Raw genomic sequence first — 25,945 nt, 5'->3', positions numbered from 1 at the left:
TCGCTTCATTATTAGAACTCGTTACTGAAAAAGCTGTCTTTCAACTGACACATTAAAGCCGCACGTTTATGCGGAAATTCAAATTCTTTTACTTTGGCAAATCCATATTTCTGCAGATATCCGATCATCTTGTCGTTATCGGCTCTTGGCTCGCTAACAATCTTTTCTGTACGGGGATCTGATAGATAGATGAAGTGGCAAACGGAAGGCAGCCAAGCCGCTACTTTATGTGCACCACGGTGGGATTCTTCACCGACCAGCATATGAATACCTCGGTCATAATCCCCCGCCGCATAATAAGGTGCGATTCGGTCTTCTTTGGTCCAGTACACTTCGACGTAGGCGAAAGGCTGATTGTCTAAAGACACAATAAGAAGCTGATTTTTGGTGTTTTTAAGTGATTCTTCTAAGTACTGTTTGTGTTCTTCCAGTGAACCAGTTTGCTCCCAGAAATTCGCAACACGTTGGCTATTTTGCCACTTATTGAAGAGGGTTAAGTGCTTGTCGAAATCTAAGCCTTCGAGAGTGAGAACAGCGTTAAGATCGGGAATATAACGGCGATACAACTCACCCAATAAGGGCTTTGGTCTGGCTGGGTGATACCCTGCTGCGTCGAGGATTTGCTTGTGCGGGTAAAGGTTATGATTCTGGTTTTTTAGCCAAAGATCAGGTGTTTGCATAACGGCTTCACGCCATAACACCTTTAAACCTTCAGCAGTTTCAAAACACAAAGAATCCAACACTTCGCTTTTAAACTGTCCGAGTTCAATCGTTCGAATCTCAGGGTTAGCAGAACATAGAATGGCAAAGGCAGAAAGTTGTTCCGTATTGAGCGCTGTCATTTGAATTAAACGCCAGAACTGGTTTGTTTCACGTACAACTTCAATCACACCTGAGCTTACTTCCACGCAGTAACTGTCTTGTGCCTCACTTAAAGAAACACTCTGCCCATCGGGCAGAGTGTTCAGAGGCTGGTGCTTACCAGTCATAGGTTACGCTCGCAATTACGTTACGGCGATCACCGTAAAAACAAGAACCAGAGCAAGTCGCCACGTATTCTTTGTCCGCTAAGTTCTTCGCTGCAACTTGGAACTTGTAATCTTCGATTCGGTAACTCAGTGTTGCGTCAAACAATGTGTAAGAAGGAACAACGTTAGTTTCTGTATTATCGGCGTATGAATCACCAACGTAACGAGCACCTGCACCAATCGTTAAGCCATCAAGAGGACCATTTAGGAAGCGGTAATTTGCCCAAGCTGAAGCAAGTTGGTCAGCAATTTGTGATGGCGTGTTACCTACATTACTGCTTGTCGAATCTGCTGTTATTTCAGAATCAATGAATGACACGTTACCAATTAACGTTAGCTCTTCTGTTACGTTAGCCACCGCCTCTAATTCAATACCACGGTTACGAACTTCACCAATTTGCGTTAGCTGGCTATTAACAGTACGTGCTAGGTTTTCTTTCGAGACTTCAAATGCCGCTATGTTGAAGTAGCCTTCAAAGCTACGCGGTTGGTATTTCAAACCCACTTCATACTGTTCGCCGCGTTCTGGTTTAGCCGGGTCGCCATTTGCGTCAAGTTGAATAATAGGATTGAACGACTGTGCATAACTAACGTATGGCGTAAAGCCACTATCCATTAGGTAAGCAACACCGAAGTTGGTTGTCCACTCTTCGTTGTCGACCTTAGTTTTAGCGCCAGTAGTCGTGTTATGTGTCTTGTTTTGGGAATCGTCGTAACGAACACCGATTTGTACTGCCCACTTATCCGCAATCATCATTTGATTTTGTAAATACAAACCTAATTGATTGTTTTTGGTTTTCGTCGTTTCACGATCCGACTCTGTATACGGTTGCTGGCTAACCGGATTGATCAAAGCGACATTGTTGCCATATGTAGGGTCAAAAATGTTAAACAGTAGGTTTCCATCAACTGCGACAAATGGATCTGAGCCAAGATTAAATGCAACACCGTCTGTAGGATAGTCCTTGCTATCGATATCAATATTTTGGTAATCGATACCAGCCAACAAAGTATGTTCTACAATGCCAGTGGTAAAGGTGTGCACAACACGGTTATCGATATTAAATGCGTCAGACGAGCCTTCTTCAGTAGTAGCCCCGCGTAGAATATTACTGCTTGTGGGGTCAGGAAAGCCCAAGTCTTTCGCGTAGCCAATCGTGTACATTTGACGAAGGTTAATGTCCATCTTGCTGTAACGTGTGTTCTGCATGAAGTAGGTACTGTCATTGAAATGGTGTTCAAATTCATAACCTAATGACAGTTGTTCACGCTCGAACGTTTCCCAATCTGTATTACCTACAGCTGTGCTATCACTGATTTTGCCATTTGGATTCGAGGTTAACGTTCCTTCCATTGGTAAAAACTGTAGGTACGGGTCGGAATCATCTTTCTGGTAGCTAGTTAGCAGTGTGATTTTTGTATCGTCTGTGAATTTATAAGCCAGAGAAGGAGCGATAAAAATGCGTTCAGCTTCTACACCATCGACACGACTGCCATTTTTACGACCAAGTGCTTGCAGGCGAAACGCCATTTTATCGTTAACTTCAGAGTTCACATCTAAGCTAATTTGCTTGCGATCATCAGTACCGTATTCGATAGCAAACTGACCCGAACCACCATCAAACTGTGGGCGCTTGCTGATTACGTTAATAACACCACCAGGAGGGGTTTGGCCGTACAACGCTGATCCTGGACCACGTAAGATTTCTACACGCTCCAAACCAAACGGGTCGATTTGCCAACTGTAGAAACCGGATGAATACAAACGAGTACCGTCTTGATACAAGCCACTGTTTGCTTGCTGAAAGCCACGGATAACAAACCAATCTTGCTTGTTGTCTTCACCAAAATAATTCGCTTGGATACTCGGTGTGTATTGCAATGCATCGGCAATACTGATTGACGCTCGGTCGTCCATCTGCTCACGAGTAACAATAGAAATTGCACGTGGCGTCTCGCCTATCGCAACGTCTGTTTTGGTTGCCGTGCGACTGCTTAATCCCACGTAACTAAAATCTGGACCGACTGAACTGTCTTCTAGCTGCTGACCAATAACAACAACGGTTTCATCTTCGTTGGCCTGAACCATTCCTGACGTTATAACTAAAGCGACCGCAAGTGCTGTTGGGGTGCGCATAAAGTGCCGATTCATATATTTCTCCTTCAATACGGCTATGAACCAATTGCAATAAAAACACAAACAATAACGATAATAGTTATCATTGCGATTAATAATTTAACGGAGTGTACCACGTAATTTTCAAAATAAAACATCTCAGCAATAGATATTTATAAAATTATTCACAATACAAATGTCTGTATAAGTCTTTGATTACTTGATTATTCTGAACGATACCTAAATGATCCGTGTCTATAACAGCGGAATATTGGAGGTTGTTATGCTTATTCAACCCTTTTGATAACAGCTCTGAGCGCCCATTTGGCTGCCCTGCCCACCAACAATGCAATTGGGTTTTTACGCTCGGTAATTGATACCCGCGACACAAAGCACGCATGTGTTGTTCAACAGCCCAGCTATAGAGCATTTGTTTTGCGTTGTCCGCCATGTAGTGGTCGAAGTTATTTTCCGCCAACCATGTATTAAAGACTTCTGGCCACCTTTGAGGAGGCGCAGAATCGAGCAACTGTAAACATCGCTGCCCCTGCGCTTTCGTAATTGAAACAAGCAGCAATGAAATATGTTCCATGAGTTTGGTTTTTGAGGTTGGTGAGTCCCATTGGTCTTCAGCAATTTCAGTGCCTGGCACATAGCAATCGAGTAACCCAACAAACGCTATATCGTCGCCATTCCTCTCTAAACGTAATGAGATTTCCTGAGCAAGTGCCCCACCTAATGACCATCCGACTAATCGATAAGGACCATGAGGCTGGATCTGTTTGATCGTTTGGTAGTACGTCTCGGCCATATCATTAAACGAGGAATCAAATACGCTCTCTGATACAAAGCTCTGTGACTTTATGCCAAATACACTTCTATCTCCTTCGAGTGCTTGTGCGAGTCTCTGGTAACCCGTCACACGCCCTGTCACAGGGTGAATACAGAAAACAGGTTCATTCTCGCACGTTGTATTATTGAGTTTTTCTACCAGTCGCAGATTGGCTAAGCTCTGATTACTATTTGTTACTTTCGCTTCTTGTTTCATAGCACTGACAAGCGCCGTTAAACGCTCAACATACTGCTCTGCTATTTGCTCGATGTCCGCTAACGAATAATGCGTTTTCGCAAACTCCCATGACAGGCTCAACTGCCCAGACACAACCTGAGAATTAACAACAAGTGGCGTCAACATCTGATTGAATCCGGATTGAGGTAGGCTTCCGTCTTCGATAGGTGTACACCAGTGTGCGAACCCATCACTAGCGTATTGTCCGAGGTAGTTAAATGTCGCGCTTGCACGATAGGTCTCATCGATTTCTTTGTTTAGGTACCTAACGCCATAGCCAATGCCGCCATCTTTCTTAACGCTCTCTAGATAGTCATGAGTTTGGTTGAGTACACCAAGAATATCAGGTTGAAAATGCCCAATCATTGGGTACAAACTGGTCGTCCAACCCACCATTCTTGATAGATCAACGCCAGAGAAAACAGAGGCTTCTCGACCATGCCCCTCTAAGTAAAGAGGAATCTCAGGTTGCGCTTCACTCGTTAATGCTGACACTAACGCAGCAATCAACACGCTTTGGATATCCCCGTGACTGGTATTTGAAACACGTAACAATGTTTGTGTTAGATCATTCGATAACTCAGTTTTGTAGACTTGTTTGTCTTGATAAAGAGCAGGAATTATCTCTTGTTTAATTTCTATGGAATCAGCCGGTTTTTGAGTCAACTCATGCCAAGCGTATTGCATCAACTTTCCTTGCTCAGTAGTCGACCACTGTTCAACTTGACGGACGGCTTCATCGATTTCACTCGAATTCGGCATCAACTGGATAGCTTGCCCTGCTACTTGTTGTTGATACGCCTTCCAAAGGTCATCTAAAAGAATTCGCCAAGACACACCATCCACTGCTAAGTGGTGAATCGCTATCATCAAGCGATTGGGGGAGTCCGAACATTGCGCGTAACCAGCCTGAATTAATCGACCAGTATCGATATCCATGCTTTGATGAATCTCTTGTGCAAATGCTGAAAATGCATCTTCAGAGCTCACCGAGCTTATCCAAAGGTATTGGCGTTCTTGATAAGGTTGATACTGTTGTTTCCAACGACCTTGATGTTGTTTAAATGCGAGCCTCAAACTTGGGTGTTGTTTCACCAACGCCTGAATCGCCAATTCCAGATAGTCGGTATTCATGTCTTGTTTAAGCTCAACACAGATATGCTGATTCCAATGATCAGGCTCAGGAAACTCTTGAGCAAAGAAATGAGCCTGGATCGGCATTAAGCCAAACACTTCTTCGGTCAAAACACGCTCTGTCGCTGCCTTATGGATATCCAATACTTCGGCTAGGTCAGTTAACGTTTTGCCTTCAAATACTTGCTGTGGTGTTAAGTTGTAGCCCGCAACGCGTACTTTACTCACCATTTGTAAGCAAAGTATCGAATCACCTCCCAATGCAAAGAAGTTATCCGCACAGCTCACTTGATCTATGCCTAGTAGCTGCTGCCATATATCTACAAGCAACACCTCTTGTTCGGTTTGAGGTAATACAACAGCCGCGATCGATTGAACGTTCTCATCCATAGCGGGGAGCGAGGCTCTATCAACTTTACCAGCAGGTGTTAAAGGCAATTTATCCAAGAGCACTAATTGGTTTGGGACCATGTAATCGGGTAACTCTCGTGAAAGCGCTTCGAGAATCTCATCAAGATCAAAACGGTCAGGCTCGCTACTCTGCAAATAACCAAACAACTGTTTTTGTTGGCCGGCCTCTTTCACTGCAACAACGCAATGCTCAACCTTAGATAGTGCTTGAAGGCGGCTTTCAATTTCTCCTAACTCAACTCGAAACCCTCTGATTTTAACCTGCTGATCCACGCGCCCTATATATTCCATCACGCCACTTTGATTCCAACGAACCAAATCACCAGTGCGATACATACGTTGGCCTGCTCGTTTGTGAGAGCTATCTCGACTAGTCGTATCATCTGTATTGAAAGGATCAGGTATGAACCGCTCAGAAGTTAAATCCGGTTGGTCTAAATATCCACGAGCCAACCCGACTTCACCGCCGATGTATAATTCCCCAACGGCGCCAAGTGCGACCTTATTAAGTTGCGAATCCAATATGTACAAACGACGTTCGCCGACAGGCTGACCAATCGGAGCATACGCACTGTCCAATTTATCCTGAGGGTATGCACGCCAAATCATCGGTGTGACTACGGTTTCTGTTGGACCATAACCATTGATAATACGCGAAGGGTTCACGACCTTTTGCAAACGTTGATAGGTTTCAGCGGTAAAGGCTTCGCCACCAAGTGTCCAGGAGCGGACATTGATAGATGGTTTTTGATATTCAATCCAATCAAGCAACGGACCCACGTAACTCGGCGGGAAACAGGCAATGGTAATCTTTTCATTGCACAGCACCTCGCAAGTTTTCTCAGCACTCCACAACTCTTGATCTCGGATGACAAGCTTGCTACCAAAAGCTAACGGCACTGTCCAACGCTCAACGGCACCATCAAAGCTAATCGAAGCGAAGTGCAGCTCAACGTCTTCTGGTGTCATACCATATTGCTTGCCAATAGTTTGAACGTGCATAGACAAACCATTGTGGTTGACTGCCACGCCTTTCGGTTTACCTGTCGAACCGGAGGTATAAATGATGTATGCCAATTGTTCAGGGAGTATCGTTGGCATTAATTCAGTTGGTAAACATTGTCCGTTATCTAAAGATTGAGTTAAGTCTTGCTGGCGATAAACGAAATAACTTACTTTTGGTAATGAAACGTCAAACTCAGATTGAATGTTTTGCCAACGGAGCTCTAGGCCTTGCTGGGTAATCACAAACCCCGCCTTAGAATCTTGAACCATATATGCAAGACGCTCAGTTGGATAATCAGGGTCTAGTGGTAGAAATGCCCCGCCCGCCTTCATGACTGCAACCATAGAGACAATCATTTCGACGCCTCTCTCGAACAACACACCGATCGCTTGATCTCGAACTACGCCTTTAGCGACAAGTTTGGACGCCAATTCTGATGACGCCGAATCCAATTGCGCGTAGCTCAACTCAAAGTCTTGATACTTTAGTGCGATGGCATCAGGTCGTGCTTTGGCTTGAACTCCAATAAGTTCAACAATTGACTGAAACTCCCACTCACCTTCTGGTTGCGATAGTTTTTCTAAAACAGATGCATCGTGTCGTGTGAGGTGATTGATTCGGGCCAGGTTGTTATCTACATGCGACTCCAGACTGCCGGTGAGATGTTCAAGTACAGAATTCAACTCAACCATCGCATCAGAATCGATTCGATCCTTTGAATACGTGAGCACGACACCTGTTTTTCGCTCTGTCTCACGGATATCCAGTGCAATATCGAATAACGCAAACTCCCCGTTTTGTTGCTCAGCCTTCAATGTAAGTTGGCTATCTAATTGAATCTCATCAGCCAACGAACTTTGATGGTTAAAAAGCACTTGAAACAAGGGAGTTTGTCCTGCTTTTCGTTCGTAATTCTTTGGCTCACCGTCGTTTTGCTCAGCCGTGAAAGCACTGACTAACTGATCGAATGGCAATAGTTGATGTTCTTGCGCCTCAAGTACTTTGTTGTGGGCTCCTTCAATCACATCAGATAAAGAGCTGTTAGGCGTTATGGATTGCTGAATAACCATAGTATTCACAAAAAAGCCTATCAGATTAGACACTTCGTGGCGGGTACGATTCGCCATCGGTACACCGACTGATATATCTGTGCGATACGTTACCTTGGCTAAAGCAGCCTGCCATATCCCTAACCATAAGCTCGAAGTCGTTACCGACAACTGACGCGCAATCTGTTTTAGTTTGTCAGATTGCGACTCATTGAGTTCATAGCTGATCGAATCAGCAATGCGTCTTTGATTTGGTGTAACGTCACTATGCCAAGGGAACAGTGGGCTTTGATCTGTTTGTAAAAGCTCACGCTTCCAAAACTCAATATGTTGCTGCCCTTTCCCCGCATCCAATAACGCGCTTTGCCAATGAGAATAATCACGATATTGAATCGCTAACTCTGGCAATTTATCTTGTTGATAAAGCGTAACGAGTTCATTTAAAAATACGCCAATCGACCAACCATCAGAAACGATGTGATGCATGACAAGCTGTAGCTTCCACGAATGATCACCGGTTCGTAAACATTGCATACGAATTGGCAGTTCAGTCTCAAGCTCAAACGCTTTGCCAATAAACTCCTGCTCGGCGTCTTGAATTTGCTCTTGATTCCAACTTTGAGCATCAACACCAACCGGATGCATCACCGCCGCTTTGTCGACAAACTGAATAACCTGCTCTGTGGCACTGGTAATAAAGCGTGTTCTCAACACATCATGGCGTTCTAAGACTTGGTTGACGAGCTGGGTTAATCGGTCAATATCCAAATCACCATTAACTTTGAACGTCCCCGACATATGGTAGGCACTGTTGCCTTTGTCTAGACGATAAATATCCCACAAACGTTGTTGTGCCGGAGACAGCGAGATTTTCTGCTCAGAACCAACCGCAACAATAGGTAGTTTTTCGAAATCTAAACCTTTGTTACTCAGCAGTTCGATAAACTTGATTTGCTCTGGTTTTCCCAGTTGTAGAAAACGTTTTGCTAACGCGTGTCTATCGATTTGTCCTTGGTTAGTCGCCTTGGGTTGAGTCGTCGCTTTTGACTGACTCTTTGTTTGTAGATTGTTCTTGTCTATTGGGTCGTTCATAGCAGCTCCAGTTCGTCCATCAATGCTGCCATGGCATCGAATTCGTCTTGTTGATGTTCATTTTGTGTTTGATATTGAGCTTGCAAGCTATCCGTTAACGCCTGCAGGTTATTGGCCTCGAAAAAGTCTTTCAGTACCACCTCTAAACCAAGCTCTTGATGTGCCTTAGCGACCACTCGAGTTGCTAATAGTGAATGACCACCCAGAGCAAAGAAGTTGTCGTTTAAGCCCACTTGAGGGACTTCTAGAACCTCTTCCCAATTACTCGCAAACCACAATTCCAACTCCGTTTCGGGAGCGCGGTATTCGATTGACTGCCATTCCGGAGCCGGCAGAGCCTTTCTGTCACGCTTACCGTTTGGAGAAAGTGGCATCTCACTCAACCCAACCAATATACTTGGCACCATGTAGTCAGGGAGATGTTCAGAAAGGTGTTTGTTTACAAGATCTTGTTTGTCTTGATCCCAATTGGAGTCGATGACATAGCCAACCAATTGGTCGCCAGTTTGATGCTTAAACGCAATCACAGCAGACTCTTCTACCCATTCGAGTTGATTAATCACATTTTCGATTTCTTCTAACTCAATGCGCAAACCGCGAATTTTGACTTGGTTATCCAAACGACCCAAATATTCCAATCGACCATCAGCAAGTTGAATAACCTGATCTCCCGTTCGGTACATTCGGCTTCCTGACGCTCTAAACGGATTGGGTACAAATCGGTCTGCGGTAAGGTCAGGGCGAGCTAGATATTCACGCGCTAATCCAACACCCGCCAAATACAATTCACCAGGAACACCAATCGGTACAGGGTTCCAGTTGTCATCAAGTACATGTAGCTGAGTATTGCTGATTGCATAACCTATCGGGATACGCTTAGACGCGGGTAACTCACACGGCCAATACGTCACATCGATCGCCGCTTCAGTAGGTCCGTATAGGTTATGCACTTGAACAGGAGCGTTATTAAGCACTTGATCAACAAGGTCGGCAGGTAGTGCTTCACCACTACAGATAATGCGCTTTAAAGACACACAGTCTGATATGTCTGTTTCTACCGAGAATGCGTTCAACATCGACGGCACAAAGTGGAGTGTTGTGACCTGTTCTTGTTGAATGACTTCGGATAGGAAACTTGATTGGCGATGAGCGTCAGGCGGCGCGATCGCTAGGCGTGCGCCAGTCATCAATGGCCAGAAAAACTCCCATACCGAAACATCAAAACTAAATGGCGTTTTCTGCAACACACAATCGGATTCATTGAGTGCATATTCTTGCTGCATCCAATTCAAACGGTTTTGTAATGCGGCTTGGGTGTTCACCACTCCTTTTGGTAAACCCGTTGAACCAGAAGTAAAGATCACATACAACGCCTGCTCTGGATGCCAGTGAACTAATGGTGGCATTGATGACTGCGCTGACGTATCTAACTGGCTTACATCGAGATATTCGCAGCCCTCGCTTTCTGGCCACAAGTGCATTGAGCTTGAATCCGTAAGCAGCAAGTCTATATTCGCCGACTGCAATATATACTGAAGTCGTTCTGCCGGATAACTTGGGTCCAATGGCACATAAGCACCACCGGCACGAGTGATAGCATGTAAACCAACCACTAAGTCAAACGAACGCTCTAGCCCTAAACCAACACGCGTTTCACTAGTAACCCCTCTCTCACGTAGCCAGTTAGCGAGTTGGTTAACACGCTCATCAAATTGTTTGTATGTAAGGGTTTTTCCTTGCATAGATAAGGCGACGGCATCTGGCGTTTTTTCAGCTTGCTGTTGAACTGCTTGTGACGGCGTCACGAAGCTCCCCCAATCAAGGGAGGTGTTATTGAACGCTCGACTTTGCTGTGTTGCATTCTCATCGATCAAATGAAGTTGGCTAACTAACTTATCACTGTTTGTAGCTGCCCGATCTAAAAGCAATAGCCAATGATCAAGCAACGCTTGTGCGAAATCTTGTGTGAAAATCGGTGATACATAGCTTACGAAACCAAGCCACTTACTTTCAGACATCTGTTGGATATCCATACCGATTTCGAGCTGAGCATTCACAACACCCGGATCAAATGGCTCGACATCGAGTCCTTGCCAATCGAACAAGGATTGCTCATCAAAGCTCTGGAAGTTGAAACTGGTTTGGAACACTGGGTGGTACCGCAGATTTCCGGTGATCCCAAGTGATTCAACCAACATTTCAAATGGGAAGCCTTGTCGCTGTAGTGCCTGTTCAGTGAATGACTTCACTTGATTCAGTAAACCAGAGAAAGACAACTCACCATTAAATTGAGCCGGAATAACCAAACTGTTAATGAAGCAGCCTTGCATCGTCTGTGTTTCAATCTGCGTTCGACCCGCAACTGGCACACCAACACGTACTTGCTCTTGGCCGGAATACTTGTGCATCAGCAAGTGCCACAACGTCAGCATGACATTAAAAGGAGTCGTGTTATGCGATACAGCTAATGCAGTGATATTGGAAACTTGCTCACTTGTCAGTTCAAAGTGGAGTCGGTTACCTCGCGTATCCGCTTGTTCTCTCGACACGTCACTGTGCAATATCAGTGGTTCAATGTCATATTTCAGCGCATTCAACCACCATGCTTTTTGTTCGGATGCTTCTTCAGATTCAAGCCACTGCTTTTGCCAATTCGCATAGTCTGCGTACTGTAAATCATTCGTAATTTCAGGTGTTCGTAGCCCCTGTCCTTTCCTTTCCTCTCCACTTACGATCATGGATACATAGCAATCAGCCAATTCTGAAAGCAGTTGCTGCATGGAGATTCCATCACAAATAATATGGTGCGCGACAATAAGCAATTCGCCCTGTTTAACATTCGCTGATGTCTCAGGTTTACCGATTATCCAATCAAATCGAATCAACGGCCCTTCAGAAAAATCAAACGGTTTAGCAATCAGATCTTGGTAAGCAGACAACCTGTGTTCATCGGATGCAAAGTGCTCATGAAGACCAAGAGAAATATCTCGCTCAGCATGAATAGACTGCATCAGCTCACCTTCAACCTGGCTAAAGTTCGTCCTCAAGATTTCATGACGAGCAATCAGAATATTGATTGCTCGCTCAAGAACCGTAACGTTCACATCCCCATTAAATTTAAGTCCTAAAGGCATGTGGTAAGCGGCACTGGTTGGTAGCAGTTGTTGAACGAACCACAATCGTTTTTGTACAGCAGAAGCCGGCATGTATGGCAGTCGTGACACGCGCTCGATGACAGCCATTTCTCTTCGACTCTGAGCGTCTGACAACACACATTCAGCAGCAAGGTCTTTAAGCAATGGCGTATCAAACACCGCCTGTAACGGCAGCCTGATGTTGTCTTGTTGGTTCAGCCTTCCTACAAGTTGGGTCGCCAATAGCGATTGACCGCCCAAAGCAAAGAAGTCATCCTCACGGCTTATCTTCTCTTTGCTAAATAGCACTTGCCATTGATTTGCTAACGCTAACTCCATCTCCCCAATTGGCGCTATATACTCTGAGCTAGCTTCCTCTTGCCAGTTTGGCATTGGTAGGCGCTTTTTATCGACTTTACTTGCTGGAGTTAAAGGAATCTTATCCATTTTGACAACTTGGCTAGGCACCATGTAATCAGGAAGATCTCTGGCAAGATCTTTCAGAGCTTGATCATTAGATAGTTCGTTATCGCTTTGAATATATGCCACCAGCTGTTTACCTGATGGGCTGTCACAAGCAATGACCGCACACTGCTCCGAACCGGTGATCTTTTGTAGGCGAGATTCTATTTCACCAAGCTCAACTCTAAACCCTCGAATCTTGACCTGTTCGTCACTACGACCGAGATACTCCATAACGCCATCTGAACGCCATTTCACCACATCTCCGGTTCGATACATTCGCTCACCATTACTTGAGAATGGATCAGGAATAAAACGTTCAGATGTTAGATCAGGACGTTCAAAGTAACCTCTTGCGAGCCCAACTTCTTCCCCTATATAGAGCTCTCCAGAAACACCGGCAGGAACCCGGTTTAATGCCGAATCCAGCACGTATAAAGTTCGATTTCCGACGGCTTTCCCGATAGGTGCGTAAGCACTTTCTAATTCAGTTTCTGGATACGCCTCCCAAATCATTGGCGTGACAACGGTTTCGGTTGGCCCGTAACCATTAATGATTCGCTTAGGTTTTAGAACGCGTTGCAATTGGAAATAGGTATCACGAGTGAAGGCTTCGCCACCTAATGTCCACGAGCGCACATAGAGTTCGGGGCTACAGCCTTCAATCCACTCTAACAATGGCAACACATAACTTGGAGGGAAACACGCAATAGTGATCTGTTCACGTGTTAATACATCGCAGGTTTGTTGAGCGCTCCACAATGATTGGTCTCGAATAACTAAGCGTGAACCGAATGCCAATGGCACAGTCCAACGTTCAATGGCGCCATCAAAGCTGATTGACGCAAAGTGTAGCTCTACATCGTTTGCCGTCATGCCGTATCGCTGCCCGATGGTTTGGACATGCATGCTCAATCCTTGTTGCGACACACAAACCCCTTTCGGCTTGCCAGTCGAACCCGATGTGTAGATCATGTATGCCAGTTGGTCAGGTAATATCGTAGGCTTTTGACTGAGGGTTTCAGTTAAATCAAACGAGCTATAGCCGATAGCTTTAGCTTGGTTCTTAATACGATTCGCTAACGATTCACTTAGTAAATCATGAACCAAAACACGTGCCCCGCTATCTTTGACCATAAAGTCTAAGCGCTCTTGGGGATATGAAGGGTCTAGTGGCAAGAAAGCCGCACCCGCTTTCATGACACCCATCATTACCACCAGCATATTGCAGTCACGCTCAAAGAGCACACCAACAATATCATCGCGTTCAACACCTTCAGTAATGAGCCTCGAAGCTATCGCATCACTCTGTTCAACCATTTGTTGATAAGTTAAACGCTGTCTTTGTTGTCCATTATCAACCTCAACGTTCGATACTAGCGCTTCACTATCAGGACGCAGTAACATCTGCTTTGCCACTAAGTCGGTAAACGGTTCAAATGTCCAAGCCTCTGGTTCACGGTCAAATGAACTAAGCTCACTCACTTGCTCTGGAGCCAATTCAGACAATCGCCCTAAGCGTTCCGTTAAGTGTTGAACCAGTTGAGTTAAATAGTGTCGATTAGTTGTACACAGAGCTTCTATTTGTTGGGGTGTAAACTTACTCTCGTCGTAAGCAAAAACGATGCGAAGCGACTCGCTCGGCAAAATAGCCAAGGTTAACGGGTAATGGGTAAACTCATAACTTTCTGGCTCACCAATGCTAAATTCACCGTTCCCTTCACTATTTAGAAGTGCTTCATCCAATGGGTAGTTTTCAAAAACCACTAAGGTGTCGAATAGGTTTTCACCAGACCACCCAGTTTGTGCTTGGATATCTGACAGAGAAGAATAACTGAACTCACGCTGCTCACTGGATGATGTTTGAATCTCTAACATCCATTCAGATACAGATTTAGAAAGATCGATTCGATGAGAGATAGGCAACGTATTGATAAACAGACCCACCATCGAATCACTGTGAGCCAACTCTGTCGGACGCCCCGCTACCGTATTACCAAAAACTGGGCTCTCTTGCCCGGTGAAGCGGTTCAATGTCAGTAGCCAAGCTGCTTGAGTTAACGTGTTAAGCGTCACACCCGCTTGTTTTAGCTTAGGTAACCATTCGCTGATGGTCTCAGATGAATAGTCGTCATTGTAACGATGGAAACTCGATACATTAGAATCAGTGACCTCGGCATTCGGTTTTCCAAAAGATTCAACCAAACGTGTTGGTGATTCCATGTTTTGAAGGTAGCGCTGCCAATACTGATTAGACTGCTGACTATCTTGATTCTGTATCCAAGATAAATAGTCTGCAAACTCTCCTTTGACTGGTGCAACAGTATGACCTTTATACAAGGCAAACAGATCGCTGAGTAGTACGCCCGTACTCCAACCATCCATTAGAATGTGGTGGATCGTAAATATACATTGCACTTGATCATCATGAGTTTGAACGAAATCGACGCGCCACAAAGGTTTTACTTTTGCATGGTCAACAAACTGCTCTAACGCAAAGCCTTGCTCAATCGTTTTCTGCTTGTAGGAGTCAAGGTCAAATTGGCTACGCTTTCGAACATCCAATATCGTGTAATCCAGACTAAGTTCTGGCCATTCGGCAAGGTAAGCCCCACCATCAAATGAGAACAATGTAGAACGCAGCATTTGATGTCTATTCATCACACCTTGCCAAGCATCAATCATCTTGGTCACATCAACGTTGTTTAAAGGCAACGTTATCTGGTTAACGTACGTGCTATCACTTTCAGAGAGCTTCGCATGGAAATATAAACCTTGTTGTAAGGTTGATAACGGTAAAATTGTTCGAGGTAATGAGCTTGATGAACTTGCACCAGCACAAAGTTGATTTAATTGGGTTTGAGTCAACTCAACCAGCGGTACATCGTTGCTGGTTAATACCGGATTGGCTTCAATAAACAATTCATGTAAACGTTCGATGCTGCTATCAAATACCGCATGTAGTGCCTCAACTTCAACTTGTTTGAAACTGTGGCTATCCAACTCAACATCCCATGTTAAGTGCTCAGTGTGCACAGAAGCATTGATAACAATCGCCGCATCTGCAGCGTTTGATTCATCTCGCCATAAACCCGTATTTGTTACCTCAACCACGTCATTAATCTGTTGAGTAAGATTGCCTAGATAGTTAAACAGCACATCCATATCACCAACATGAGGCCAAAGATTTTGCATAACACCAGCATGGAACGTTACGCCGCCTAACTCGTCTGCACTAGAATTATCTTTGAGGGATTTCACCCACTCTTCCAACGAATCAAGAGCAGGAACGACTTGCGGATATAATGATGTGTACCACCCGACAGTTCGACTTAAATCAATCCCAGAGTCCTCGGTATAGCGACCGTGAGATTCACGATGAATGGTTAACGCCTTTCCTTGGTTTAACGAACTGACCGTTAAAGCACTCACAATGAATGCAATTTGTTCCAGAGTGAGGCGAGCAAATTCTTGGCCAGCTTTATTTAGAGCATTGATTTTTGATAAAGGAGTATGCCATTGCATCGCAATAGGCTTTCCACGTGTTGTAGGATAAAGCGGTGATTTCGTTTGCTCTGCCCAGTACGCTTTTTGATCTTCAGATATCGTCAATGTACTTAAGGTATAGCCCCAATTACCTTGATGATGAGTCTTTTGACTCAATGAGAGTTCAGGTGATGCTTTTTGAACCGTATCTTGAGTGTCATAAGCTTCTTGATGTGCACTATAAAGCTTAGCGAGGTCTTCAATAATCACTGGCCACGAAAGTGCGTCTACAACGAGATGGTGAATCGCAATTAAAATCTCGCTTTGCTGACCAAGTTCATCGTGTTTGTTCAGGCTACGAATTCCGACAGCACCTATAACACCATGAGTTAGATCTATGCTCGCCTGAACTTGTTCAAGGTTTATCTCGTCTTCAAATGAATGAATAGCAAACTCGGCATTGTCTTGATAATTTGCCGTCGCTTTTAATGAAGAGTCCGACGAATGAGCAAAGCGCAGTCTCAATGCGTCGTGGTGTTCAACAAGACCTTTGAATGAAGCAGTCAATCGTTCAACATCTACTGGGTAGTGCCAATTAAACTGAATGAACTGATTACAACGACTCAGATCAAAATGGTCGATGTATCTTTGCTGAATGGGTAACAGTGCGACTTCGCCTTGAAGCTTAATCTGTTCAGCTTTCACCAGCTTGGTTTCGGTTAGATTGTCCGCCATATCACTTAACTTCGGAAAATCGAAAACTTGTTTTGGCGATAACATCAAACCTTGTTGACGCAACTTTCCGACTAGTTGAAGAGCCGTAATCGAGTCACCACCTAGCGCAAAGAATTGGCTATTCGCTCCAACACTCTTCACTTTAAGTAGATCACACCAAATATCAGCGAGAACTTGTTGTCGCTCGTTCTCAATTTCACCTTGTTCGTTGTGAAGTTCAGCCCAGTCTGGAGCAAACAATTGCTTTCTATCGACCTTGCCTGCAGGTGTCAGAGGCAACTTGTTTTGCACAATGATACAGGCAGGTACCATGTAATCAGGCAGTGTTTGCCCTAATTGCTCAATCCATCGAACTTCTTCATTTCTATGAGTACTTTGCGATAAAACATCGTTTAGTTCGGCCTCATTTGCTTGAGTCTCGCTTTGTTGTCCTTCACTTAGCTGAACATAACCGACAAGCTTTTTACCCGTGGGAGATTCATGATCGACAACAGCACAGAACTCCGCGCCTGAAAGCGCCTGAAGTTGGGATTCGATCTCCCCTAGTTCGACACGGAACCCACGAATTTTTACCTGTTGGTCTACCCGACCTAGGTACTCCATGATGCCATCATCGCGCCACTGAACGAGGTCACCCGTTCGATACATCCTTTCGCCATTATTAGAAAATGGATCAGGAACAAAACGTTCAGCAGTTAAATTAGGCTGTTTCAAATAACCTTCAGCTAAACCCACTTCAGAACCAATGTACAACTCACCACTGCAGCCAAATGGCACTTGGCTTAACTCAGAATCAAGTACATACAGCTTTCTGTCACCGACTGGAGTTCCAATCGGCGCGTATGCGCTCTCCATTGAATCTTGTGCATACGCTTCCCAAATCATCGGCGTGATTACCGTTTCTGTTGGACCATAACCGTTAATGACTCTTGGTGGCGCTAACACGTCTTGGATTCGTTCAAAGGTCTCACGTGTGAACGCTTCACCACCCAAGGTAATGGATCGCAGTGCCAATGTCGGTTTTGTCGCTTCAATCCAGTCGAGTAAAGGGCCGACATAGCTTGGAGGAAAACAAGCGATGGTCACTTTTTCTTGTTGCAGTACATCGCAGGTCTTTTCCGCAGTCCATAACTCTTGATCACGAATTACCAAGCGAGAGCCAAAGGCTAATGGCACAGTCCAACGTTCAACCGCACCATCAAAACTAATCGATGCAAAGTGCAGTTCAACGTCATCTTCACTCATCCCATATCGCTGACCAATCGTCTGAACATGCATGCTCAAACCTTCATGAGATATGGTGACGCCTTTTGGCTTTCCCGTTGAACCAGAGGTATAGATGATATAGGCCAGTTCTTCGGCCAACGGACGTTTAAAAGAATTATCTGAAGGTAAACCTGAAAGCTCTGTACTCTCAACACAGAACTGAGTAATACCATCACTACCATTTAATACATCAGTGCATCTAGACCTAGATTTAGAATGAGTCAGGAGTAGCTCAGCACCACTGTCTTCCAACATAAAATTCAATCGTTCGGTTGGGTAATCTGGGTCTAAGGGTAAGAAAGGCGCACCCGCTTTCAGAACGGCAATCATTGAAACGATCATGTCGACGCCACGCTCCATCATCACACCAATCGGTGATTTTGAAGTGGTCTTTTGAGACAAAATCGAATGCGCCAACTGGTTTGAACGAGTCTCCAACTCTAGATAGCTCATTGACTCGTTTTGGTGTTTTAACGCAATGCTGTTCGGACACTTAACGGCTTGCTCCGTCACCAAATCAGTAAACGGTCGATAATGCCATTCATGCTCACCCGAACCATGTTGGTCTATTAACCTCATGTCCTTGCTTGAGATTGCATTTACCGACGCTACAGCTGCATCTGGTGATTGAGCAATAGTCGTTAAGTTTACTTTAAAGCTATCGATGAATTTGGTGATAAACGGACGAGTGAACTTCTCTTTTGCATAGACAAACCTTAACGGTGTATCGCCTTTATTAATAACGTCCAACACCAATTCAAACGGTGTTTCTAATACTGGGAATTCTTCAAACTCGGCCGAAACTCCGTTGGTGTTAAGTGAGAATTTACCGCCATGATTCCGGAAGTTCAGTGCCGTTGTAGGAAGTGGTAAGTCGCCGACTAGCGCTTCTAATGGTGTACTTTCGTAGGCTAACGACGCTTTCATTGAAGCATGAGTGGTATTGACTAACTGAGACAACGTCATTTCTGCGTCAATGCGGTAACCCATCACCGCACTATTCACATAAAAACCGACCGTTCTGCGATTCTTGGCATTTCGGTTTAGGGCGGGAACACAAATTGAAGGATGAACATTAGAATAGTACTGGCGCAGCGTTAACATCATTGCCGATGCCAAAATCTCAAATTTGGTCGCGCCTAACTCACTGCTTAACTTTTTGATTGATTCATTGGTTTCGTTAGACAAGCTAACAAGCTCATGCCTCGCACCATAAGTATCTTGCGATTGGTCGTTAAGATTTGATATCGAGAGCGACTCTTCACCGATAAACTGATTCTCTACCCACGCCGCTTTCTGTTGTTTATAGAGATCAGACGTTTCTGCACTGGCCTGCTCTGCTGCGTAATCAAGATAACTTTGAACCTCTTTCCCATTGTAGGTTTTGCCTGCAACCGAATTAACCAGCATCTTAATTTTGATTTGAAATGACCAAGCATCAGTGACGATGTGGTGAGTCGAAAGCAACACAGCGAAGCGATGCTCACTGACTTGATAAATACAACAGCGAGCAAGATTACCTTCCAATAAATTGAACGGTTGTAGCCAACGTTGTCGAGCATCCTGATTGATAAACTCGACGGTATTCGAATCACCCCGCATGTCGATATAATCATGTTCAACAGGACTAAAAGGCATCACTCGTTGAACGGCTTTTCCCTCAACTTCAGCAAACTGACTACGTAACGAAGGAAATGCCGAGACCATTTCATTTAATGAGTGTTGGATTTTCTCAACAGTAACACCGTTACCTTCAAACCAAAGTAAGCCACCCAGGTTATAGGCTAAGCTCATCGGTTGTAATTGTTGGAATAACCACAAACGTTGTTGAGAGTATGAGAGCGGGTTCCAAGCGGTTACGGAATCCAAAATTTGTTCATCATCCACTGACATTTTATTACCTAAGCATGAAATTTGTTTGCAGAAGCCCTCTCTTCGCCCACGACAGGCGAAAAGTACAAGTATTGGCTTAAAGCTAAATGGGTTTAGTTTTCTAGGGCAGCTATCGCGTCGCGTAAACTTTTCGGGCGCATATCGGTCCAAACTTCACGGATGTGTTCAAGACAATGTTCTTTGTTGCCTTTTACTCCAACCTCAGTCCAACCGTTTGGCACTAAGTGATAAGTTGGCCAAATGCTGTATTGTTCTTGCGCATTTATAACAACGGTAAATTCTGTATTCGGGCTATCAATACTCATTCTTTCCTCAACTAACTTTGTTTTATTTTAGTTTTGAACCTAACTTGGCTCTTAAAAACTCAAGCGACAACACTTTCTAGTGCTTGATGCGCTTGAGCTAAATTCCCTTTACTCAACTCAATGAGGTTGCCGGTATCCATTTTGAAAATTCGGTCTGCGGCATCAAAATAGGCGTCATCATGAGTAATCGCGATAACAGTCACACCACGCTGTTTAAGTAGCGGAAGTAACTGGCGGTAAAAGAGTTTTCTGAATCTTGGGTCCTGATCAGCCGCCCATTCATCAAGTAGAATGCATCCACGCTTTTCGAGTACTGACATCATCAATGCCAGTCGTTTCCGCTGACCTTGCGAATATCTCACGTCGCTCAACTTACCTTGCTGATGTTCGACCTTGTGTGCCATTTCAAGTCGTATCATCCACTCATCAATATCTTGGTTTTCGATGTCTTGGCCTTCACCATCGACGATTTGATGAAACAGATGAAAGTCACTGAACACTGCTGAGAATTGATGGCGATAGTCTTGCCAATGTGCTTGAGTTACTTCGTTACCATCGACATAAACCTGGCCAGAATGCGGTCGGTAAAGCCCTGTTAGAAGGCGAGCAAAGGTCGATTTTCCACTACCATTCCCACCAATAATAAAGATGTGTTCACCACGTTCGATCTTGAAGTCAATCGGACCGACACCAAAAGAGTCACCATCAGAATCTGAACGATATCGATAGCTGGCACCTACGAGTTCAAGTGAATTGAAGACTTTGGTTTGCGCTAACTTCGGATTGATGCTTAGTTCGGTGCTCAAGTCTAACGACGACAATTTCTTCATCGAAATGTTGGCGGTGATCAATGTTGGAATTGAGCCGACTGCTGACATCAATGGCGTTCTCATGAACAAAACGACCAAAGCAAATGTAGACGCAACTTCTAACGTCGCCCAACCTAAGCCAGTCGCTAGGTAAAAGTTCAAACCAATCAGCGCCAATACCACGGTGTTCGCCATGTTGGCTGCAAAACCATTTAGGATATCGGCTTGTGTCACTTCATTTCTGTAACCTTCAGCATTGACTGAAAAAGTTTCATCAAAGTAACGCTTAGCTCTGAATGGGTTTAAAGACAGCTCTTTACGTCCATCAATCAAGGATTGGTAGTCGTGATACAACTTGTCGTCGTACTCACGAACCTGTTTAACGTGTTTAGTGATGCGCGTAACAAGCAGATAGCCAATGACACCGGTTAAAGACAGCATTAAAACGCTGATACCAAACAATGGCATAGACAAAAAAGCCAAGTAAGCCAAAGCCACCGCTGTTAGCACTAAGCCATAAATCAACTCTGGTAGATGTACGAATGCGATAGTGATATTTCGAATATCGGTATTCAGTGAAGCAAGCACCCCTGCACTTCCAACCTTTTCGACTTGTTCAATATCGGTATTCAATAGTTGAGAGACCAGTTCACAACGTTTGTTAAAAACAAATTTATGACCCAGTTTATGGAGAGCGACTTGAGCAACGGTAGCTGTCACCAACAAACCAATCAGCAACAAAGTAAACTGAATTAGGGTATTGGAAAGTGGGCCACTGCTTTCAAGTAACTTATGCTGAATAAACGCAATCACGGCGACGCTCAAGAACGCACTCGCAATACTCAATAAGATCACGAACAACAGTGATTTTTTCTGTTTTTCAGCCAGCAATAGGATCAAGCCCATTTCATACACACCATTCAATTAATTATTATTGTGATTATCATTATCAACAAATGAAAAGATAATCCCGTATAAACCAAGTTCAATAATCTTGTTGTTTAGTCCTGGCCTCTAGAAGCTCACCCGTTCATTCAACAGACACCCGTCTACAAGCGTTAGTAAACGCTATGAGTAACTATAACAGCGCCTGAGCTATAGCCTTCTTAAGCCCCACATCAGGTACATGCCACCGATAATCGAAGCCACCAGCCCTGCCGGGATTTCTTGCGGATAAAGCCATTGTCTACCGAGCCAATCAGAAAACAACATCAGTGCCATACCGATCAACGATGAACAGATCAGATGCTCTTTAGCACGGCTATAACCAAATAGTCTCGCCATATGTGGAGCCATCAAACCAATAAAGCTTAACGGGCCTACCACCAGTGTGGCGCTCACGGTTAAACATGCCACCAGCACCAACAGTAGAATTCGAGATCTTGATACATTGAGACCAAGAGATTGGGCGCTCGCCTGCCCTAGTGGCAGCACATCCAACCATCGCGCACAAAGGAAACCTAACGAGATAAATACAACCGAAGATATCAATAACGGAACAAGCGTTGCTTCGGTGACGTAATACGTTGAACCTGCCAACCAAGCGAGAACTTGATAACTTCTTGGATCGCCACCCGCTAACACAAAGCTCTGTACTGCATTCATTAAGGCTGTTATTGCGACACCTGTTAGCAACACTCTTTCAGGTTGAAAGCCAGACTTCTGATTGAGCAGTACAATGATGCCCAAAGTACATACCGCACCAATGAACCCACCAACATATAAGCCAATAACGCTACTTCCAAACCCGGCAAAGATCGCGATGATCAAACCTAACGCCGTACCAGAACTGATACCAATAACTTCAGGACTCGCCATTGGATTACCACTCAAACGCTGAACGATGGTGCCAGCGACCGCCAACATGCCGCCCGCCAATGCCGCTGCCGTTAATCGAGGTAAACGCCATTCAAGCATTGCCCAGTCTTGAGTTTGAAATAACCAACGCCAACCTTCAGTTTGTATAGAGAACAAACTAAACACGACCAGCGACAGCACAATAGCTAGGCTCGCCAACACCACGGCATGTTTGTTTAAACGCGTTGCTACTTCCTTGTGGCGCGTTAGGACGGTCTGGGTTTGTGATTGGCTTTTCATTGATAACTTTGGCAATAACCACAACAACAATGGCGCGCCCAAGGCTGCGGTTGCCGCACCTGTTGGGATAAACATCGACATAATGCCCGGCAGTTGTTGTATAAGAAGGTCAGTAAGGCTCAATAACAGACCACCAAGTACCATCGAAACCAATAACTTAGGTACTAAACGGTGTACACCCATTAAACGCGCTAGCGCTGGCGCGGCTAAACCGACAAACCCGATAACACCCACAGCACTAACAACCCAAGCCGTTAGCAATACTGCTAATCCGAGGCAAGCGACTCTTAACTTAGGTAATGAAACACCTAAACTCTTAGCGCCCTGCTCTGATAATTGAAGCAAACTCAGTGGTTTTACGAACAGAAACGCCATCAGAGTCGCGATCGCTAAGCGTGGAGCCAAGTACTGAACATCTTCCCATCCGGTTTGAACCAATGAACCTGCGCCCCAAATCATTAGACCATTCAGTTTGTCTTGATTCATCATTAACAAGACAGTACTCACAGCGCCAAAATAGAGGTTCACAACCAAGCCAGACACAATCACGACGGTTGGAGACAACGCACGTCGCCAAGACAATACGAATACCAAACCAATCGTAGTGACGCCACCAACAAGTGCCACCAACGAATAAGACCACTCTAAAAGCCAAGGGGCGTAAAGCGTCGCTAACATAAGTGCAAAGCTCGAACCACTCGCAACACCTAAGGTAGACGGCGAAGCTAAAGGGTTTCTTAGCACCTGTTGCATCAAAACTCCCGCCACTGCGAGCGCTGCGCCAGATAACAGTGTGGTGAATAACCTCGGCCACCAAGCCAAATGCAGCTTCACTGTATCTGGAGAAGTAAAATCAACGCTCCACAAACTAGAAAGTCGGCTCAGCCCGAACTGAGACACAGATAAGTGTTGGCCAATTAGCGCCAATGTAGAAACCATTAATAGTGTTAAAACACCAAACGAGAGAGCTCTCATAGCAGGTCTCCTTGGTTCAATTCAGAAACAATGAATCTTGCAAAGCGTGTTGCAGAAGGTATCGCACCGAAGCTCCACACCGCTGGAACTTGTAGCGCGGGATAGCCCGACTCTTTCACAATGTATTGCCAAAACTGATTTGCTTTAAGGCTCTCTTCAGTCCCCGCTGGCATTGGAGAAATAATCACGATTTGCCCTTTAACGCCAATAAGCTGATCGACACCAACCAAACTGTAACCCCAAGCGTTGGTTTGCCCTTTCCATGCGGACTCAAGGCCAATCTTGTTTACTGAAGCTTTGTATAGGCTGTTATCCCCAAAGACACGAACGTGATTGGTGTCCATGAATTGCACCATCAACATTGCAGGCGCATTTTTGGGTAGCTGAGATCCTAAACGATCCATTTCAGCATTCGCTTCCTCAATCAAAACTTCAGCTTGAGGTTGTTTCTCAGAGACCTCTGCTAGCTTTCGAGTAACCGTTTCTAACGCTGACCAATCGACATCACCACTTCGGTACAAACCAATGGTCGTGACAGGCGCAATTTTGCTAAGTTGAGTCTCCAACGTTGAAAACATTGGAGAGAGTAATATTTTGTCGGGTTTGAGCTCATGAATACGTTCAAGGTTTGGTTGCGTTCGTAAGCCAACATCAGCAACAGTTGGGGGGATTTGAGGAGACCTTACCCACGAGTTATAATCGGGTATTTGAGCGACGGCGACTGGCTTTACACCTAGTGCCAAAAGCGTTTCAGTATGAGTCCAATCAATCGAGACTAAGCGCGGACTTGGATCAGCACTAACATCAAGCATGTCCTTTTGAGCAGCGGAAACAGGAGTAACTGCCAATAAGCTCGCACAAACAAGACTAGAAATAACAGAGTGCCCGATATTCATACGACGAAAGCTAGGTTGAAGATAACGGCTAAGCATCATGCTGGCTCCAAATCACCAGGCATCGCGACTGGGTAACCCGCAGAATGTTGAGTAATGTGCATAGGCACACCATAGATATCCTTCAATATCGACTCTTTGAACACCTCATCAACCTCACCTTCGACTAATAGCTCCCCACTATGCAGGGCAATGATATGGTCGCAGAAACGCGCAGCCATGTTGATGTCGTGAATGACAATGATCACCCCAATTTCCAATGTTTCACTCAGTCGCTTAATCAATGTCAGCATTTCAATCTGATGGCCGATATCAAGCGCTGCTAACGGTTCATCAAGCAAAAGGTATTTGGTGCGTTGAGCTAACAACATCGCAAGCCACACACGCTGGCGTTCACCACCCGATAAAGTATCCACCAGACGATCAGCGTATTGCATTGTGTCGGTCAGTTGCATCGCCTCTTCAACGTATTGCTTATCTTTACTTGAAAGCCGACCTAATAAGCCGTGCCAAGGGTAGCGACCAAAGCTCACGAGATCTTTGCCGGATAAACTGTCGGTTGCCGGTAAATGTTGAGGTAAGTAAGCAATTTGCTGTGCGAAGTCCTTATCAGACCATTTAGCGACCGCTTTATCTTTCAGGAAAATATCGCCTGACGTAGCGCGTTGCTGTTTCGCTAACAACTTTAATAAGGTCGATTTCCCCGAGCCGTTATGCCCAACCAAAGCGTAGATTTTCCCTTGCTCGAACGACACATCGAATGTCTTGAGCAATTGCTTATCTCCTACGCTAAAACCGAGTCCCTTTGCTTCGAGCATATCTTCAACCTTAAAACACATCATTCACTAAAAAATTAATGAAATACGAACATATTCATAAAATCATTAACAGACACGCTTTTATACACTTGCAAAAATTCAAATGCAAACGATTTTCATTTAGATTAAACTATATGCCATACGACCTTTTTCCCTATTTTTTAGAG

General features: G+C 44.7%; 9 protein-coding genes. All 9 read right to left on the bottom strand.

What is annotated here, in order from left to right:
* Nucleotides 1-11 precede the first annotated feature (11 nt).
* A complete protein-coding gene (locus ITG09_08045) occupies nt 12-989 on the bottom strand; it encodes an acetyltransferase (protein UPR50681.1) in 978 nt (325 codons plus the stop codon).
* Nucleotides 979-3,165 (bottom strand): TonB-dependent siderophore receptor, encoded by a 2,187-nt coding sequence (locus ITG09_08040; protein ID UPR53610.1) that lies wholly within the window; start codon nt 3,163-3,165, stop codon nt 979-981. The genes ITG09_08045 and ITG09_08040 overlap by 11 nt, the downstream gene beginning before the upstream one ends.
* Before the next feature lie 160 nt (nt 3,166-3,325).
* Nucleotides 3,326-8,905, bottom strand: a complete 5,580-nt coding sequence (locus ITG09_08035) for an amino acid adenylation domain-containing protein (GenBank protein UPR50680.1) — start codon at nt 8,903-8,905, stop codon at nt 3,326-3,328.
* The gene (locus ITG09_08030) at nt 8,902-19,881 is read right to left on the bottom strand and encodes an amino acid adenylation domain-containing protein (protein UPR53557.1); all 10,980 of its coding nucleotides are present in this window, start codon (nt 19,879-19,881) and stop codon (nt 8,902-8,904) included. Before ITG09_08030 ends, ITG09_08035 begins: the two co-directional genes overlap by 4 nt.
* 92 nt (nt 19,882-19,973) lie before the next feature.
* On the bottom strand, nt 19,974-20,186 hold the full coding sequence (locus ITG09_08025) for an MbtH family NRPS accessory protein (protein ID UPR53556.1): 213 nt from the start codon (nt 20,184-20,186) through the stop codon (nt 19,974-19,976).
* Nucleotides 20,187-20,245: 59 nt separating this feature from the next.
* Complete coding sequence (locus tag ITG09_08020; GenBank protein UPR53555.1) at nt 20,246-21,901, bottom strand: multidrug ABC transporter permease/ATP-binding protein; 1,656 nt, start codon at nt 21,899-21,901, stop codon at nt 20,246-20,248.
* 189 nt (nt 21,902-22,090) lie between these two features.
* Nucleotides 22,091-24,067, bottom strand: coding sequence for a Fe(3+)-hydroxamate ABC transporter permease FhuB (gene fhuB / locus ITG09_08015; protein UPR53554.1), 1,977 nt, complete (start codon nt 24,065-24,067; stop codon nt 22,091-22,093).
* Nucleotides 24,064-25,002, bottom strand: a complete 939-nt coding sequence (locus ITG09_08010) for an ABC transporter substrate-binding protein (GenBank protein UPR53553.1) — start codon at nt 25,000-25,002, stop codon at nt 24,064-24,066. Before ITG09_08010 ends, fhuB begins: the two co-directional genes overlap by 4 nt.
* On the bottom strand, nt 24,999-25,778 hold the full coding sequence (locus ITG09_08005) for an ABC transporter ATP-binding protein (protein UPR53552.1): 780 nt from the start codon (nt 25,776-25,778) through the stop codon (nt 24,999-25,001). The genes ITG09_08010 and ITG09_08005 overlap by 4 nt, the downstream gene beginning before the upstream one ends.
* Nucleotides 25,779-25,945 lie beyond the last annotated feature (167 nt).

It is taken from the genome of Vibrio cyclitrophicus, from assembly GCA_023206055.1.
Taxonomy (GTDB): domain Bacteria; phylum Pseudomonadota; class Gammaproteobacteria; order Enterobacterales; family Vibrionaceae; genus Vibrio; species Vibrio cyclitrophicus_A.
This window is presented reverse-complemented; position numbering and strand designations above follow the sequence as displayed.

What these genes read in the sequence shown, in the direction of transcription:
- ITG09_08045 (UPR50681.1), bottom strand. Translation starts at nt 989, where the DNA reads ATGACTGGTAAGCACCAGCCTCTGAACACTCTGCCCGATGGGCAGAGT.
- ITG09_08040 (UPR53610.1), bottom strand. Translation starts at nt 3,165, where the DNA reads ATGCGCACCCCAACAGCACTTGCGGTCGCTTTAGTTATAACGTCAGGA.
- ITG09_08035 (UPR50680.1), bottom strand. Translation starts at nt 8,905, where the DNA reads ATGAACGACCCAATAGACAAGAACAATCTACAAACAAAGAGTCAGTCA.
- ITG09_08030 (UPR53557.1), bottom strand. Translation starts at nt 19,881, where the DNA reads ATGTCAGTGGATGATGAACAAATTTTGGATTCCGTAACCGCTTGGAAC.
- ITG09_08025 (UPR53556.1), bottom strand. Translation starts at nt 20,186, where the DNA reads ATGAGTATTGATAGCCCGAATACAGAATTTACCGTTGTTATAAATGCG.
- ITG09_08020 (UPR53555.1), bottom strand. Translation starts at nt 21,901, where the DNA reads ATGGGCTTGATCCTATTGCTGGCTGAAAAACAGAAAAAATCACTGTTG.
- fhuB (UPR53554.1), bottom strand. Translation starts at nt 24,067, where the DNA reads ATGAGAGCTCTCTCGTTTGGTGTTTTAACACTATTAATGGTTTCTACA.
- ITG09_08010 (UPR53553.1), bottom strand. Translation starts at nt 25,002, where the DNA reads ATGATGCTTAGCCGTTATCTTCAACCTAGCTTTCGTCGTATGAATATC.
- ITG09_08005 (UPR53552.1), bottom strand. Translation starts at nt 25,778, where the DNA reads ATGCTCGAAGCAAAGGGACTCGGTTTTAGCGTAGGAGATAAGCAATTG.